We start from the raw sequence: 17,403 nt of genomic DNA on the forward strand, positions 1-17,403 counted from the left end.
AACTAAGGAATTCAACTCAGCAAGGCATACTCTTGTGAAAGGAGTAAAGGGGCAGACTGATTGATTGTCCGAAATTCATTAACAGGGCTGCAAACGACCTGTTTTCTAATACTGTATCTCCCATACGGCAACCAATAGAGGCTTTCTTTAACTGGATTAATGAAAAAACAAGTATTCAAAGTGCGTCAAACGCTAGGTCCACTAATAGTCAATGCATTAAAAAAACTGGCGCTTATATTGGATTTATATTTAAACCATAATTCGCATTATAAAAAATAACAACTCTAATTCAATGAAAAAGATTCTATTTGCATTATCAGGGGTCATTTTTTTAGTCTCCTGCAACCGCCTTTCCCCAAGAGAAAAAGACCTACAGGACAGCCTGAAAAAACCCCTGCATGTGGAGCTGTTCGAAACTGTGCAACAGGGTAATATTGTTATGCCCTTTGAAGAATTTCGCCTACAGCACAACCACATATCAGTGGTTTACCTGCAAAATAGCTGCAGACCTTGCTATCCAAAATTCATCGAGTGGCAAAACAAAATGGATTCCATCTATACGCCTATTGATTATACCGTACTGTTTGTTATCGGTGGTGGTAATCGATACGACGAATTCATGTCACAGGTGCTGGATTTAGAGTATGTGGAAGATAAATTTTATACAATTATGGATCCGGAATTCAGATTCCTAGAAAACAACAAAGATATTCCCCGCTGGATTATCGACAGTTCGATGCTCATTGACCGAGATAGCAAAATCAAAATGGTGGGAGCGCCCTGGCTCAATGAGGAAATGGCCTAAGAGACATTGGTTTCGGTTATCATTTGTCGCTTCATCAGCAATACCCCAAAACAGCAACAGTACACATTTTAATTATAATTAACAAAAATTACCCCCCGAATTATTTGCAATCCTCAACAAATATTAATTTTTTTGTAAAAGTGACATAGACTTTTAATCCAAACGCCTCCTTACACCCAAATGAAAAAAGGCAGCGCCCATATCGTAACCCTGGTTCAGCTACTGATCCTATGCGCCATGTTCTCAACGGCGTTTATGGTGTCCCGGGGTTTCTTTAACGACCTGCTTACCGCCAAACAATACGGTCTTGAAATCTGCGCGCTGTTTGGTGCAGTTCTTCTAACGCTCACCCTTCCTTTTAAAAGACAGATTAAGTTTACAAAAGCCGATGGCCTTGTAGTTCTTTTTGTTCTGTGGCACCTCCTTAGCGAGCTCCTTTCAGATGCGCCCTACAGCTCCTATAGTAAAACGCTGTTTAACACCCTTCTCTGGAGTTTAATCTATGTTTTTGTCCGTAACCAATCTGCTGGTCCTCTTTTTCATTGGGGAGGGGTCAGTCTGTTTCTACTTATTGCGCTGGGCCAAGCAGGTTTGGGTTTGATGCAGTTGTATGGATTCTCCCCATCCCATCATGCATTATTTAGTATTACCGGAACCTTTCACAATCCAGGTCCCTTCTCAGGGTTTGTCGCAAGTGCACTTCCAATGGCTTTAGGTATTATTGCATTTCCGGCCTTGGTGTTGAATGCTGCGAAAGCCATCACTCCAAACCACCCGGTTCATTTATCTGTTTTTTTTAGAGTCTTAGCCTGGACCACCCTTATTGCCGTAGCATTTGTACTGCCTCCCGCGCAATCCAGGGCAGCCTGGATCGCAGGCACGGTCGGGTGCCTATTCGTGTTGACATGCCATCCGGTATTTAAGTCCTTCTGGCATAGTTTAAAAAATAAGCTTCATTCCTTCTCAATACCCATGCGGGTATTGTGCTTGCTTGCCATCCTGCTTGTCGTTCTGGTTATAGGTTTTGGACTTTACACCATGAAAAAGGGCTCGGCAGACGGCAGAGTGCTCATTTGGCAGGTCACCAGCCAACTGATAAAACAAAAACCCATAACTGGTCATGGTTCAGGTGCATTTGCAGCGTTGTATATGAATGAGCAGGCCAATTGGTTCGAAGCAGGCAAAGGAACCGAAGTGCAATCTATGGTGGCCGGCTCACCGGAAGCTCCCTTTAATGAAGCATTGAAGCTCTGGCTGGAAAAGGGCCTCCTTGCTGTTGTTCTGGCCGGTGTCCTACTGTATTTCTTGTTGAGAGATTATAGCCCTCCATCTTCCTCGACATGGCAAGCAGTCCGGACTCCGGGACAATCACTTTCCCACTCAGCCCTGTACATCGGTGTCAAAGGATCTTTAATAACCCTATTGGTTTTCAGTTTCTTCTCCTATCCCTTCGATATCAGCACCTTTGTTTTGCAGTTGGTCGTCTTGGTAGCACTCTTAGCAGGAGCAAGCACGCAATTATTTAGTATTACTGGATCAAGAGCGCTGTTTCTGACTTTACCGACAGCTTTTGCAATTATCATAGTCTCTGTCTATTTTCTCCCTCAACGTCAGGCGCATTATCAAGCGATGAAGATCTGGAATCAAGCAGATCAGTTATACTACTTAACAGCTTACAAAGCATCCGTAGCAGCCTACCAGGAAACATTCCCTCAATTACAAAATAACGGACTTTTCCTTCAGATGTATGGCAAAGCACTCAGTATGACCGAGAAGCACGAAGAAAGCAACAAAGTACTTATTCTTGCTCAAAAGTACCTCAGCAGTCAAATCATCCAAAATACGCTTGGCGACAACTTTAAAGCGCTGGGCAACTTTGAAGCTGCAGAAAAGGCATATCGTAAAAGCAGCCTTATGATTCCCTCATCACTGCTGCCCAAATACCTGTCTGCTATACTGTTTACGGAAAGCAACCAGCTCAATAAAGCAAGACTATTGGCCGAAGATATCCTCAATAGTCCAATAAAAGTGGAATCTTCCGCAACAAAAGAAATAATGAGAGAGATGAAAAAAATTTTAGATACAGAAGAGTAGTTAATAACATGGGAAAAAGAAGAGGAAGCCCTCTAGCTCGCACGCTACAGCTTCCTCTTCGGACTCCCTCCAAACCTAAAAAGAAAGGAGGTAATGCAATTATGAAATATGTGGTATTAAGCCAGGAATATCTTGAATAATGCCACAAAGATAAAGATTTAAACAGGTAACCTTATTAATGGGTTACAAAATAATGTACCTGCCAGGCAGTGATACATTTCATAGTAAAGTTTTAATTCAATAAGGCTGTTATTGAAAATCAGCTAAATTTTACAAATTAGAAAATTTAATATCATGAAAAAGAAAATAGTTTTTGCAGTAGCAACCGGATTCTTTGCAGTAGCAACCGTGTTTAATATGAATTTGTTACAATCAAATAAGGCTGGGGATGTTTCACTTGATGCTATTGCCGTAATGGCGCAGGCGCAGAAAGAGATAGAAGAAGATAAGAAAGAAGACATCTATCATAAAGGAACCACGGGAACTAATTGGAAAACATATACAGTGGACTGTGAACTTGGACCAAGTATATCTGTGACAGAAGAAAGGTACGGCGGATCTCATTCTAGCTCTTTTGGAGCAAGTGTCCCTATTCCAGGCACCCCAGTTTCAGTATCAGCAAACAGAAGTACTTCTGCTTATTATCATAAGCAAACGACAAACAGGCAACCAATTCCACCTAAAACGATTATAAAAGATGTATGTGGATCTGGTGTCGGTTTCTGTTTGGAATCTGCACCTAAAAGTGGGAATCCATGCTCATAATAAATAGTAATTAAACTCACATTTAAATCAATTCTACGGCTTTTCATTTGAAATAACGTAGAATTGATTTACTTCAAAACATGAAAATATGAAGAAAATTGCATTGTGTTTTTTGCCAATAATAGTAACCTCTTGTACTTTTTTAAATAAAAGAATACCAGAAAAATTTAAAGATGTTGATGTTAACCAAATTACAGGTAATATTAAGACAGGCTCGGTAAAAAAAGGATTGAACAAAGAGATTGCCATTGAGGATTTTGATCTAAATTTTGAATTGTTTCTACCTGATATCATTGAAACAGCTTATGGTATTAAGTTAGATAATGCTCCAGATGCACTTATAGGTTCTATTGAAAAAATCAGGTTGTCTGATAATTACATTTTCCTGCTTGATAGATACACTACAAAATCAGTGAAAAAGTTTAATATAGATGGAAGCTTTATTACAAACATTGGACAAAAGGGTAATGGTCCAGGTGAGTATATTCAACCAACTGATTTTTATTTAGGGGACAGTATTATTGTTATATATGATCAATTTAAATCATCACTTTTGTTTTACGATTTGGATGGCAATTTTATTAAAAACAAAAACATACCTTTTTTTGCTGTCTCATTCCATATCTTTGACAGTAATACATACGTCTTCCACACGCTCGACTCTGATAATTATCATTTACCTGACATAATAAATTATTCTTTGGTTTGGACAGATTCTACTTTCAATGTTAAACATGTGAATGCATTTAGGGAAAAAGATCGATATTTGAGCTTTCTTTCGAAGAACAATATGGATCTATATAACAACAAGTTATATTACCACGAACCATTTAATGACACAATCTTCAGAGTTTCTGCTTCCGGGGACATTTATTACGATTATATCATTACTTTTCCAGGAAATGAACTTCCCAGAAAACTCCTATTGAAAGAAAACAAAAAAGATTTCTTAAAAGCAACTGATATTAATTCCACAAACAACTACGTTGTGAAAACTTCCAATCCGATTATCACAAAAGATTTCATATTTATGCCGATAGTGAGAAACGCAAGTAAGGTTAGTATTATTTATAATTCCAACAGGTTACTATTAGATGTATGTAATTACAGTAGTGATCAACCTATCTCATTTATGCCACCATTTCGCAATATCCTGAATTGTAAAGATAATACAATCATAGGATATGTTAATTCATACGAAATTTCCGAACATTTTGAGTATATGAAACGAGAAAACCGCCTTCATTTATTAACAGAAGAATTTATTGATTTGGCTAAAAATGTTAATGAAACAGATAACGCTATTATTGTTTTTTCCAAATTGAAGAATGTTGAACAATAGATTGTGTGATTATTTTGTTTTAATGTACTTCAATTAAAACTTTATCAAAGTATTCTTACAACTAAAAATGAACGATATAGTTATAAATTCTATAATAAAGCAGAATAGGTTACTACTCTCTTTACTAATTTCACTATTTTCCTGCTCCCCTCCAACTCAAACAGAAAAAGACTTAAAGATGGTTATTAATACAACCATCAACTTTGGAGAAATAGACACCGTCTTTCATTCGGGCGGATTATTAACTATGCAGCAGTTGAGTACAGATTATAAATACAAATCTGTAGTTTTTCTGCAAGATGGCTGCCAACCTTGCTATCCAAAGTTTGTAGAATGGCACTGTAGACTTACCCCTTATCAGACAACTACAAAATAGACATTTTTTTTCTTGAACCATATTTCTAAATGCTTTTTCAGTGAGCTGAGAGGTTCTGTCAAGGGCGGCTGAGGAACGAAGCCGTTTATATACCCTTGACAGGTTCTGGCAGCGAACTTTCTTTGCTATTTAAAATATGGTGGTTATACTCGTTTTTAACATAATCTAAGGGAGATTTACCTCCCAATGATTTATGTGGATGAAATTCATTATAATCATCCATCCATTCTGAGACCAGATGTCTAACCTCAGATAGGTCATTAAACAAGTATGCATCGAGAATGTCCTCTCTGAAAAAGCGGTTAAATCTTTCAATATATGCATTTTGGGTTGGTTTTCCAGGTTGAATGAATTTTAACTTAATTTCGTTGTCTTTTGCCCATTTCTGCAGAGCATTAGAGATAAACTCAGGCCCATTATCAACTCTTATTTTCATAGGTTTTCCTCGCCAGAATATGATTTCATTAAGCACTTTTATTACACGTTCTGCTGGTAAAGAGAAATCCGACTCAATGGCCAAGGCTTCTCTGTTGTAATCATCAATAATATTTAATACTCGGAATCTACGGCCATAAATCAAGCTGTCACTCATAAAATCCATAGACCAAGTATGATTGATGCCATTGGGTTGCTCCAGTGGTTCTTTTATACGAGCAGGCAACCTTCTTTTTCGTTTTTTGCGTAGGTTTAGCTGTAGCAAGCGATAGACTCTCAATACTCGCTTGCGGTTCCATCTATAGCCTTCTTGGCGTATTCGACCATAATATTCATCAAAGCCACGCGTTGGAAGTTTCTCTGACAGTTCTTCCAACTTGTTGATGACTTCAACATCGTTTCGTTTGCTTTCATAATACCACATGGAGCGATGCAATCCAATCAATCGGCACGCCCTGCCGATGCCGATCAAGTATGTGGAATGCAAGTATTCGGCTCGCTCTTTTTTCTCGCAGGGCTTTAAAACTTTTTTCCAAGCAAATCCTTTAGCATCAAGTTATCTAAACTCTGATCTGCATACATCTGCTTGAGTTTACGGTTTTCTTCCTCCAGTTCTTTTAAACGTTTTAACTGAGAGGCTTCCATACCAGAATACTTCTTGCGCCAATTATAAAATGTAGCCTTGGCAATGCCATGCTCGCGACATATCGTTTGAGCATCAATACCACTTTCATACTCCTTTAGAATTTTTACAATTTGGCTTTCTGTGAATCTTGTTTTTTTCATAACTCTGTTTTGACTGCTTAAAATTAATAATTTGTCTAATTTTAAACTGTCCGATTTTCAGGGAAGGCTACAGCACGAAAAAATGGATTCTATCGATATCAGGGATAACTACACTGTCTTGTTTGTAATAGCTGGTTCACAATATTCTGGTTTTATGTCCAAAGTGTTAGATCACGGTTATGTAGATGATAGGTTTTATATCGTCATGGACACGGAATTCCAATTCCTTGCGGCCAATAAGGATATTCCCCGCTGGATTATTGATGCTTCGGTGCTTATCGACTCGGAAAATAAAATCAAAATGGTGGGGGCGCCCTGGATTAACGAGGATATGACAAAGCTGTTTTATGAGATTGTGAGCAAGGGGAAAAGCTGAGGATTATCTGAGAATCAACTAAATTAAAAAAGAAGGCATGGATATTACTGTAACTTGATTATATTTAAGAAAGGTCTTCTGACCCGGATTAACACCTAACTTAATTATGAAATACCTTATTCCTCTATTGTTACCCATTGTTTGCAGTAGCAACTGTATTTAATATGAATTTGTTACAGAGGAATAACAATGAAAGTCCTTCCTTAAACGCTGTAATAGTGATGGCTCAAGCTCAATCTGAAAGTTGGACTAACTGTACTAATTGCTATGCTCAGGGATATTATTGTCATGGTGTATGGACTTACAAGTGCCTTTTGGGAGGAACAACGTGTAATGTCTCTGGGCAAATGCCTTGCTAATTATACTGAGAGTCCATTTTCTTGGACTCTCACTTATAACAACTATCGCATAACCACAAAAGCCTTCATCCATTCTACATTTTAAGGCTTGTCAAAAATGATAAAAAGCAAAACTATGAGAAGAACAGTTTTTGTATTAATTATTTCTGCACTCATCTCATGCAAAAATAATAGCAAAGAAAACACTAGTGGCGTTAAAGAGAGCATTTCTACAATTGAGGTGGTGGTCTCCCAAAACGACTTACAGATTGCAAACAAAAATGGAGAACCAAACTACATTTTCCTGGAACAAAGAGATAAAAATAGTGCAATTGCTGATATAAGTAAGCTCATATACTTTGATGATAAGATAATCATCCTAGATACGCAAAGTAACAAGGTGTTCCTATTTGATAATTCAGGGAACTTTATATCTGAAATTGGAAGGGCAGGAAAAGGACCGGGTGAGTTCTTAAGAGTTTCAGACATACTGATCTCTAAACCAGACAGTTGTATAGAGCTGCTTGATGCAGGTTCTCAAAAGATCCTTAGAATGGATAAACAATTTAATTATTTTACTTCAATCAATTTACCATTCTTTTGTCAAAATTTCCACAAATCTATTCAGGGGGAATACTGGTTCTTCACAAATAATCAAGCCAATACATCGAAAGACACAAAGGAGTCATTCAATATAATAAAAGCGGATGAAAACGTCGAAAACTTGTCCTTCTTTATTCCAATCCAGGAGCACATGAAAGACCTTGTGATAGCTACTCCATACAGCTTTACCAATTCTGTTAATGCATCGATCTTTGCTTTACCACTCGAAAACACACTATATTCCATACACAATGATACAGTTACCAGGAAATATGTGATTGACTTTGGAGAAAACAACCTTCCCCTTAAGTATATTGAACCTTTAAAAAAAATAGAAACTACCAATTTTCCTGAAAGGTTCAATATTCTAAATCAGATAAATAAGACAGATTACGCGTATATGATCCATTCGGTTTTCGAGACAGACCATCATGTATATTTTCAGTTTCAAAGGGACAAGAAAGTCTACGGTACTCTTCTTAACAAAGATGATTGGCAATATAAAACTGGGATAATTCCACCTCTGTTTGGCCAGCCAGTTTATTTTACAAACAATCAAATCAGCACAGTTATATATCCACATAATTTATCTGGTGTTGCATCAGACTCTTCAAAAGGAGAGTTAGAATTATTGCTAAGCAAAGTAAGAGAAAATGATAATCCAATAATCAAACAAATCATGATTGAATAATTCATCCTTAGTAATTATCCAAGCTGCACAACTAGGAATAACAAAAAAACTATATCTATGAAACAGCTATGCATCCTATTCTTAATATTATTCCAAATGTCTTGCTCAAATCTTTCGCCGGCTGAGCAAGAGCTGCGTAAAACGATCGACAAACATCTTTGTTACGATCTGCTTGAAACTGTTAGACAAGGAAACACTTTCCTTACCTTGGCTGATTTAAGGCAACAATACGATTACTTGTCGGTAGTGTATTTGCAAAATGGTTGTCGGCCGTGCTATCCAAAGTATATTGAATGGCACAGACAGTTGGATTCAATTTCTTTACCTAATCATTATACTGTGCTATTTGTAATTCAGGGCAACAAATATGAGGAGTTTATGAACGAAGTGTTTAATTACGAATATGTAGATAGTAGGTATTATACAGTGATGGATCCTGAGGGTAAGTTTCTTGAATCGAACAAGGATATTCCTCGCTGGATTATTGAATCTTCGGTGTTGATTGATTCTGAGAACAAAATTAAGATGGTAGGGGCGCCCTGACTCAATGAGAAAATAGCCTAAGAGACATTGGTTTCGATTATCATTTGTCGCTTCATCAGCAATACCCCAAAACAGCAACAGTACACATTTTAATTATATTTAACAAATCTTACCCCCCTCCCCCGAATGTTTGCAATTTTCAACAAACATTAACACTTTTGTAAAAGTGACATCCCCCTTTAATCCAAACGCCTCCTTACACCCAAATGAAAAAAGGCAGCGCCCATATCGTAACACTGGTTCAGCTACTGATCCTATGCGCCATGTTCTCAACGGCGTTTATGGTGTCCCGGGGCTTCTTTAACGACCTGCTTACCGCCAAACAATACGGTCTTGAAATCTGCGCTCTGTTTGGTACGGTTCTTCTGGCGCTCACCCTTATCGCCGCAGCACTTGTACTGCCTCCCGCGCAATCCAGGGCAGCCTGGATTGCAGGCACGGTCGGGTGCCTATTCGTGTTGACATGCCATCCGGTATTTAAGTCCTTCTGGCATAGTTTAAAAAATAAGCTTCATTCCTTCTCAATACCCATGCGGGTATTGTGCTTGCTTGCCATCCTGCTTGTCGTTCTGGTTATAGGCTTTGGACTTTACACCATAAAAAAGGGCTCGGCAGACGGCAGAGTGCTCATTTGGCAGGTCACCAGTCAGCTGATAAAACAAAAACCCATAATGGGTCATGGTTCAGGTGCATTTGCAGCGTTGTATATGAATGAGCAGGCCAACTGGTTCGAAGCAGGCAAAGGAAGCGAAGTGCAATCTATGGTGGCCGGCTCACCGGAAGCTCCCTTTAATGAAGTATTGAAGCTCTGGCTGGAAAAGGGCCTCCTTGCTGTTGTTCTGGCCGGTGCCCTACTGTATTTCTTGTTAAGAGACAAAAGTCTTCCAGCGGCCTCATCATGGCAAACAGACCAGGACCAAGAGCAATCATTTGATGGCCCAGTCCCAAACATTGGTGTCAAGGGTTCTTTGCTTGCCCTGTTGGTCTTCAGCTACTTCTCCTATCCCTTCGCTATCAGCTCCTTTGTTTTGCAGCTGGTCGTCTTGGTAGCACTCTTAGCAGGAGCAAGCACGCAATTATTTAGTATTACTGGATCAAGAGCGCTGTTTCTGACTTTACCGACAGCTTTTGCAATTATCATAGTCTCTGTCTATTTTCTCCCTCAACGTCAGGCGCATTATCAAGCGATGAAGATCTGGAATCAAGCAGATCAGTTATACTACTTAACAGCTTACAAAGCATCCGTAGCAGCCTACCAGGAAACATTCCCTCAATTACAAAATAACGGACTTTTCCTTCAGATGTATGGCAAAGCACTCAGTATGACCGAGAAGCACGAAGAAAGCAACAAAGTACTTATTCTTGCTCAAAAGTACCTCAGCAGTCAAATCATCCAAAATACGCTTGGCGACAACCATAAAGCACTGGGCAACTTTGAAGCTGCAGAAAAGGCTTATCGTAAAAGTAGCCTAATGATTCCTTCTTCATTGCTGCCCAAATACCTGGCTGCTAAACTATTTATAGATAGCGACCAGCTCAATAAAGCAAAACAAACCGCAGATGATATTCTCAAAAGCACAATAAAAGTTGAGTCATCAGCAACTAGAGAAATAATGAATGAAATGAACGAAATAGTTACAAAGAGTTTAACGGAGAAGACACACAGGCACACAGAGGAAAAAACAATAAAGCCTCAGTAAAACTCCGTGTTTCCACCGTTCTCTCCGTGCAACAAATGGGAAAAAGAAGAGGAAGCCCCTGTGCTGCGACGCCCATGCTTCCTCTTCCGACTCCCTCCAAACTTAAAAAAGAAAGGAGGTTTGAATGATGACGTAAAGATAATAATTTCGAAAAGACACAGGATTACGAACCGTGATATTTCGAAAAAATGCTACTGCAAGGCAGTAGGGCATTTAAGTTAAGTTTAGAAAACGAATAGCTGTTTATTATCAGCAGCGAATCTTTACATGATTAAAATTTATAATAATGAAAAAGAAAATTATTTTCGCAATAGCAACAAGTTTTTTCGCAGTAGCGACTGTGTTTAATATGAATCTGTTACAATCAAGCAATGCCGGTGATGTTTCACTTGAAAGTATTGCGATAATGGCGCAGGCTCAATATGCAGGAGAAACTGTGCCTGGATATACTAACGCTGAGAATACCGTATGTAGTATTCCGGGCGGAATGTGTGATGTTAGTGCGCAAAATCCCTGTCAGGCAGGATATGACTGCGATTAATAATTTTTATCTGGTCGCCGGTGTTTCCGGCGACCATATACTCAAAAATTAGAAATTAATTCTTAATTAAACCCTGATATGCTTAAAAAGATGCGAACATTTTTATTTTTTTCAATAATTGTTGGGATTTCTATTATCTCAGTTTCTTGTAATAATAGGTCCCATAAAGAAAACGAGTATGAAACCATATCAATAACCCCTTCAAACAAACAGCTACCAATGTCGCAATTTATTGGTCAAATTGAATATATTAAACTCACAACACCCAAGGGAATGGCTTTAGGGAACATTGAAAAGGTTATTGTACACGATGATCTCTTTTTTGTTCGCCATGGCTCATCAAATCCTTCCGTGTCAGTGTTTAATAGTGAAGGGGAATTTCAATATAATATTGGAAAGCAAGGCAGAGGTCCGGGTGAATATGTTGCATTAAATGATTTTAATATAGATAGGACGCAAAAAACGGTTATTATAATGGATTTAATGCTGCAGAAAATGCATTTTTATAATCTTGACGGTGCATACGTAAGGTCAGATGCATTACCCATACATGCTTTGAAATTTTCATCTTTAAAGAATGGTGATTATATTTTCTGGGTTGGAAATCTATACAATGAAGTAATGAATAAGAATGAGACGACTTTGTGGAATCTCTATGTTGTCAATCCGGATTTGAGTATTAAAGAAAAACATCTTGAGGTTACAAAAGAATTCATGAGTGTTATGAATGGGTCATTGCCCAGTAGCCTTTCTCCATGTGAAGATGGAGTAAATATTTATGCTCCACTTAGCAATTATATATACCATTATAATGACAGAGGAGAATTTTCAACAAAGTATTACCTCGATTTTGGCTCGCTAAACTGCAATTTCCTTAGCGAATTACATCAATATAAAGGCATTAAAAGTTCCTTTGCGTTTAATTTAAGAAAAACCGGTGCTACATACTATCCCAACCAATTGTTCGAGTTCAAAAAATATTTGTATTTCACATTTATCTCCAATGATGATATGTATTCGGTGTATTACGACAAGGAAAATAAGTCTTCTCATGTTACCTTGGGGTATCCAGTTGATGATATAAACGGAGCAATATTTGGCCGAGCTGTAGCGAGTACTCGTAATAGTCTCATAACTGTTATTGAACCAGTTCGATTAATGGATGACAATAATAACGTGCCGGAAAAACTGCAGCATTTAAACTTAACCCCTAATAGTAATCCTGTTTTAGCAAAATATACGATGCGATAGCGTATTGACTTATTCCGCATATAAATTAAAAAAAAGCGAGGAATTCATAAACCATATTAATGAAGCAAAAAAACATTCTTTTCATTATTTTGTCTGAGGCCATTAGGTTTTAAATATACAATAACTTTTAACTATACTAATTCGCTATTTTGAGTAATATAAAAAGAGATATAATTCATCACATGTTTTAATTCAAACAGGCTGTTAAATCACACAGCTAATTTTTTATCTTTTATTCAATTATTATGAGAAGAAAATAGTTTTTGGAAATGCACAGGTTTTTTCATAGCATTAACTGGCTTAATAACAATATATTATAAGTTAGAAGTGCCCATGTGTTTCATTAGAGAGTATTGAGGTGATGGCTCAGGCGCAGAATGAAGGACTCACTAATGAAGAATTTACCGAGATGACAGGCTGTATAGCAGTTATCCATGAGTATAGTTGTGTAGGTAAGGATGGTAAAACATATTCATATGCTGAACCCAGATAATTAATAATTCAAAATATAGGGGATTCTATTGATACATAGTATCCCCTATTTCTTTTTTCAAATAAAAACAGATAAAAATCATGAAACATCTCGCAATATTGTATTATTCGCTATTTACTATTATTCTCTCCTCTTGCAGTGAATCAATTAATAAGGACGAAGAAGTTGTTAGAATCTCCTTAGAACCAGAAATAATTTGCGATTCTGTTATAACAAAATTCCCTGGCACTATGAGGGTAAATACTAAGCATATAGTTTTAAGTGATCCATTCTCAAATGAGTTTTTTATTAAAATATATGATATTAAAACTGGAAAAGAACTGGGAAAAGCTGGAAAACTTGGCAGGGGTCCATTAGAGTTTACAACTCCAGCCTTGGGGGATATTAAGGAAGATAGCATTTATGTTTATGATTTAAATAGAACCTATATTGAGCGATTTATACAAAAAAAAATAAAAGATAGCTTGCTTATAACCTTGATAATGTGTATTTTAGAGGTATTAAAATAAAAAAACAACACTTCACCATTTAGGTGCACAAGACTATCTTTTATGAGTACGAAGATAACAAAAATCGGCATTACAACCAATAAAATTTCTGGTCGTGGAGGGCTCCCTTTATTTCTTCGCTACACTGAGCAAATTGGCTTATATGGGCTAATATCGCGTAATGTTTCTTCTCTGCTTACTGGAAACAGCAAAGGCTTGCAGCTTCAACAGTTTGTAAAACAGATTGTTGCATTTTTTATAGATGGCACAAATATGGCCATAAGCAGTTTTGATCAAAGTAAAAAGGATGAAGGATATGCATGTTTGCTTGAATGCAAGACCGACCAATTGGCCTCTTCTCACCAGGTCAAACGTTTTTTTGGGAAGCTGTCCGTTATTTCAAACTCGGTATTCAATAAGATACTTAATGAACTGTTTATCTGGAGGCTTCACATATCCAAACCCAAAGTTATAGAACTGGGCATTGACACCATGGTTTTGGATAATGACGATGCTGCGAAACGCGAAGGTTGCGAGGTCACTTACAAGCGTAAGAAAGGGTTTCAGCCACTTCATATATGCTGGGGCTCGTTTCTGATAGACGTGACCTTTAGAAAAGGAAGTGCTCATTCCAATCATGGATCAGATTACACCGACAGGGTACGCTCTATAGTAAATCTGATACGCAAGAGATACTCCAAAGAAGTCCCTATTGTGGTGTGCGCCGATAGTGGGTTTGCGGATCAGAAAGCGTACGAGATATTCGAGCAAGAGCTTAATATACATTACATTACAACAGGAAAATTGTACAATGATGTTACTGAATATGTAAAGGCTTTACCCATTGACACTTTGGGCAAAATCACTAAAAATAAAGCAGTCTGGCAATTTGCGGAATTTGCCAGCAAGTTGAAATCCTGGTCCAAGTTTCGTCGTTGCTTTTTTACCAGATTGCACCGGGATGATACCGGGCAGTACGTAATGGAATTTGGTAAGCCTGACAGCGTCATCTATACCAATATCGGGAACTGTCCTGTCGCTGACAAAAGGCTTCGGGCATCCGGTGGAGATGAGTGGTTTAAAGCTGATACCATCATACGAAAATCACACCAAAGAGGAGCCGACGAGTTGATACATCGTAGCATTAAAGAGCTTGCTACCAGAGAACAACTTCCTTTTAAATCCTTTGGAATGAACAGAGCCTATTATTTTATGCTGGTAGTTACACACTTTATTTTCGAAGCATACAAACAAGATGTTACCGCAGAGGTTATTCCGGTAACCGTATATCCTAATACATTCAGAAGAAAGCTTATTGATTTTGCTGTCAAGATAACCTCAAGGGCAAGGAGTATTGTCCTGAATGTCACCAGAGTAATTTATGAAACGATAAATATTGAAGAGTTATGGGAACGGTGTCAGTCACCGCCGAAAATTCAGTTTGCATAAGGCAGAACAACATACCTCAGGATTGTAAACCCGTAGTGGTAATGGGAGACTTATGTCCAGACCCATAGAAAATGCGATAAAGTTCGGTTTGAGTGAAAAACAGAACTGAATTTTCGTTGAAAAAGTACACGAAAGAAGCCTACCTCTGAGAAAATTTCCGTTTTTTTGAAATCAAGTGAGACGACGGGGGCAGGTGAAATTACGAATCGCTCAATTTAGGTAGAAATAACCATGCTGGATTGTTATCTATAAAATCCGCAATTTCAGACCAGCATGAATTTGAGGTTTTGCGAAATGTAAACAACCATGGGGTTACTCGCGTAGCTATTATTGATACTAATAAGAACGTCTTCTTTAGACCCGGTAACAATGAAAGCTTTACGCTTATAGAGAATGGGCTTAAAGAGGTTTCCTTTGGAAGCCAACCAATTAATTCTAAGATAAATAACGGCTATGCCGTATTTCAAGGGGATATATTTTTTCATCCCAAAAAGGAACTTTTAGTATACACAGTTATTGGCTTTCCCTATATGGCCATTTTCAGAATAGATCCTAATAGTGGTTTTGTTTTGCAAACGGAGGTTGGAGAACAAAATCCGGGTAAAATAGAAGGAGAAAAATTAGTGCTTGATGGAAAAAGATTAGGCATAAGATCATCAGCATTAACAATGGATTATATTGTTTGTATTCAAAGAGACTATTCAATTGATAATACTGATGAATCAACGGTTGGAAGAGATTTTTCAATGCTACCAAAAACAGTCTTTTTATACGATTATGATGGTAAATTAAAGAGGATAATTGACTTAGGTTATCCTGTAATTAGGATTGCTGCCAATCCGGCCAGCAATGAATTATATGCAGTAATCTTAAATGAAGAATTTCAAATTGTTAAGTACAGTCTTTAAAAAATGGTTCATATCGTCATTATTTTATTGACAAAAACTCAAAATTATGCGGATTAAAAAATCGGTTTATGCATTTACAATTTGTAGAACAGATGAAATACTTATTAATTGGCACTTATTGTTTGATTTACATCCTATCAGCATGTAACAATTCAAGCATTAATACTGTGAATGTGGACGAAAATGGTGTTATCAAATTAAAAATTGACCCAATGTCATTTCATGATGACCTATTTAGTGATTTAATTGAAGACGTTTACTTTATTCAATTAGAAACATCGACAGAAAGCCGTTTAGGAGAAATTGGAAAAATTGAAATCAAAGGAGATAAGATTTTTATTCAAGATAGATCACTACATGAAATAAAGATTTTTAATATTGACGGGAAATACCTTGGGAAAATATCTAATAGACATCGAGGACCAGGTGGATACAACGATATTTATAGTTTTTCAGTTTCCAAGAATGGTGAATTGATAGAAATCTATGATAGTAGAGGGTTTAAATTCAGAACCTATAACCTAAATAATGAATTTGTCGAAGATTTCTCTATCGATTACATCGTGAGCGATTTCATGAAGCTTGAAAACGACAAGAAAGTGGTTTACTCTGGTTACTTTCCTTCGTATAACATGGATGGATTCCCAAATTCGTCAAGATTACTTTTTGTTAATAAGTCTGACGTTTATCAATCCGCATTTGATTATGTGTATTCTGAATCAAACCGGATTAGGGAGGTAATGGGTGGATTTAGAAATCTAAGCTATTACGGTGATACTATTGTATTGGGAAATGAATATGCGGATTTTAATATTTACCATATTTTTGAAGACTCCATAAAGAAAAAGTATCAAATTGATTTCGGCGATGAGTTCATGCCTCCAATAAATATAAATTCCTCTGAGGAAGAAATAGAGAACTTCTTAAATTTAGATCAGAGACATGAGTTCGCTAAAATTTTTAGAGTATTAGAATCCTCACAACACTTATTTGTTGAGTATGCAGTAAAAAAAAGGATGTGTTTCTTTTTACTTGACAAAACTAATGGAGAAGTATATAACCTACAAAGCTCTTTTGACCCCTCTAGGAGAGTCGACATATCTGTTCCAGTAACTATATGGAATGACACTTTTGTAGGAATCCTTAATGCTGAATATTTTAAGATGGTTTTTGAAAGTCGTAAAGAACAAGGAATAGACCCTCCTTCTATTTTATCTGAAATAGATAGAAAAATTGATGAAAACTGCAACCCTGTTCTGTCCTTTATTAAATTTAAATAGTTGTTGTTTATCGTTAAACTAGTGCGGTATTAAGATGCAAATCAAAAACTTTTTAATGCTAACATTCCAAGTTATTTCTATGGAATTGAAAAAGTTATTTTGATTATCTACTGTTCACCTAGTCCATGATTAAAATCAG

At 37.1% G+C, this 17,403-nt stretch carries 15 protein-coding genes; 14 read left to right on the plus strand and 1 reads right to left on the minus strand.

Annotation, left to right across the window (positions count from 1 at the left end; all coding sequences use genetic code 11):
• Positions 1-292 precede the first annotated feature (292 nt).
• The 4 genes from M9189_RS03180 (at position 293) to M9189_RS03195 (ending at position 5,006) form a co-directional block, all read left to right on the plus strand.
• Positions 293-805 carry a hypothetical protein gene (locus M9189_RS03180; RefSeq protein WP_250724500.1) on the plus strand — a complete coding sequence of 171 codons (513 nt, stop codon included), beginning with the start codon at positions 293-295 and terminating at the stop codon, positions 803-805.
• A 180-nt stretch (positions 806-985) separates the two neighbouring features.
• The gene (locus M9189_RS03185) at positions 986-2,899 is read left to right on the plus strand and encodes an O-antigen ligase family protein (RefSeq protein ID WP_250724502.1); all 1,914 of its coding nucleotides are present in this window, start codon (positions 986-988) and stop codon (positions 2,897-2,899) included.
• Positions 2,900-3,193: 294 nt separating this feature from the next.
• On the plus strand, positions 3,194-3,664 hold the full coding sequence (locus tag M9189_RS03190) for a hypothetical protein (protein ID WP_250724504.1): 471 nt from the start codon (positions 3,194-3,196) through the stop codon (positions 3,662-3,664).
• A gap of 88 nt (positions 3,665-3,752) precedes the next feature.
• On the plus strand, positions 3,753-5,006 hold the full coding sequence (locus M9189_RS03195) for a 6-bladed beta-propeller (protein ID WP_250724505.1): 1,254 nt from the start codon (positions 3,753-3,755) through the stop codon (positions 5,004-5,006).
• Between the two features lie 461 nt (positions 5,007-5,467).
• Here the strand turns inward: M9189_RS03195 and M9189_RS03200 are convergent.
• A protein-coding gene (locus M9189_RS03200) for an IS3 family transposase (RefSeq protein ID WP_250722613.1) occupies positions 5,468-6,603 on the minus strand; the annotation gives its coding sequence in 2 pieces (ribosomal slippage) (positions 5,468-6,351 and positions 6,351-6,603; 1,137 coding nt in all).
• A gap of 82 nt (positions 6,604-6,685) precedes the next feature.
• Here M9189_RS03200 and M9189_RS03205 point away from each other — a divergent pair.
• From M9189_RS03205 to M9189_RS03250, 10 genes are all read left to right on the plus strand, one after another.
• A complete protein-coding gene (locus tag M9189_RS03205) occupies positions 6,686-6,979 on the plus strand; it encodes a hypothetical protein (protein WP_250724506.1) in 294 nt (97 codons plus the stop codon).
• Between the two features lie 474 nt (positions 6,980-7,453).
• Positions 7,454-8,611 (plus strand): 6-bladed beta-propeller, encoded by a 1,158-nt coding sequence (locus tag M9189_RS03210; RefSeq protein WP_250724507.1) that lies wholly within the window; start codon positions 7,454-7,456, stop codon positions 8,609-8,611.
• A gap of 339 nt (positions 8,612-8,950) precedes the next feature.
• On the plus strand, positions 8,951-9,154 hold the full coding sequence (locus tag M9189_RS03215) for a sensor histidine kinase N-terminal domain-containing protein (RefSeq protein ID WP_250724508.1): 204 nt from the start codon (positions 8,951-8,953) through the stop codon (positions 9,152-9,154).
• Between the two features lie 206 nt (positions 9,155-9,360).
• Positions 9,361-10,854, plus strand: coding sequence for an O-antigen ligase family protein (locus M9189_RS03220; RefSeq protein WP_250724509.1), 1,494 nt, complete (start codon positions 9,361-9,363; stop codon positions 10,852-10,854).
• 286 nt (positions 10,855-11,140) lie between these two features.
• Positions 11,141-11,395, plus strand: a complete 255-nt coding sequence (locus M9189_RS03225; protein WP_250724510.1) for a hypothetical protein — start codon at positions 11,141-11,143, stop codon at positions 11,393-11,395.
• A gap of 78 nt (positions 11,396-11,473) precedes the next feature.
• Entirely contained in the window at positions 11,474-12,646 is a 1,173-nt protein-coding gene (locus M9189_RS03230; RefSeq protein ID WP_250724498.1) for a 6-bladed beta-propeller, read from the plus strand.
• 573 nt (positions 12,647-13,219) lie between these two features.
• Positions 13,220-13,648 (plus strand): NHL repeat-containing protein, encoded by a 429-nt coding sequence (locus M9189_RS03235; protein WP_250724511.1) that lies wholly within the window; start codon positions 13,220-13,222, stop codon positions 13,646-13,648.
• A 42-nt stretch (positions 13,649-13,690) separates the two neighbouring features.
• Positions 13,691-15,076, plus strand: coding sequence for an IS1380 family transposase (locus tag M9189_RS03240; RefSeq protein ID WP_250722148.1), 1,386 nt, complete (start codon positions 13,691-13,693; stop codon positions 15,074-15,076).
• Between the two features lie 239 nt (positions 15,077-15,315).
• The gene (locus tag M9189_RS03245; RefSeq protein ID WP_250724512.1) at positions 15,316-15,984 is read left to right on the plus strand and encodes a hypothetical protein; all 669 of its coding nucleotides are present in this window, start codon (positions 15,316-15,318) and stop codon (positions 15,982-15,984) included.
• A 92-nt stretch (positions 15,985-16,076) separates the two neighbouring features.
• Positions 16,077-17,264 carry a 6-bladed beta-propeller gene (locus M9189_RS03250; protein ID WP_250724514.1) on the plus strand — a complete coding sequence of 396 codons (1,188 nt, stop codon included), beginning with the start codon at positions 16,077-16,079 and terminating at the stop codon, positions 17,262-17,264.
• The last annotated feature ends 139 nt before the right edge of the window (positions 17,265-17,403 follow it).

Origin of the sequence: Xiashengella succiniciproducens, assembly GCF_023674465.1 — a bacterium.
Classification (GTDB): Bacteria; Bacteroidota; Bacteroidia; order Bacteroidales; family Marinilabiliaceae; genus Geofilum; species Geofilum succiniciproducens.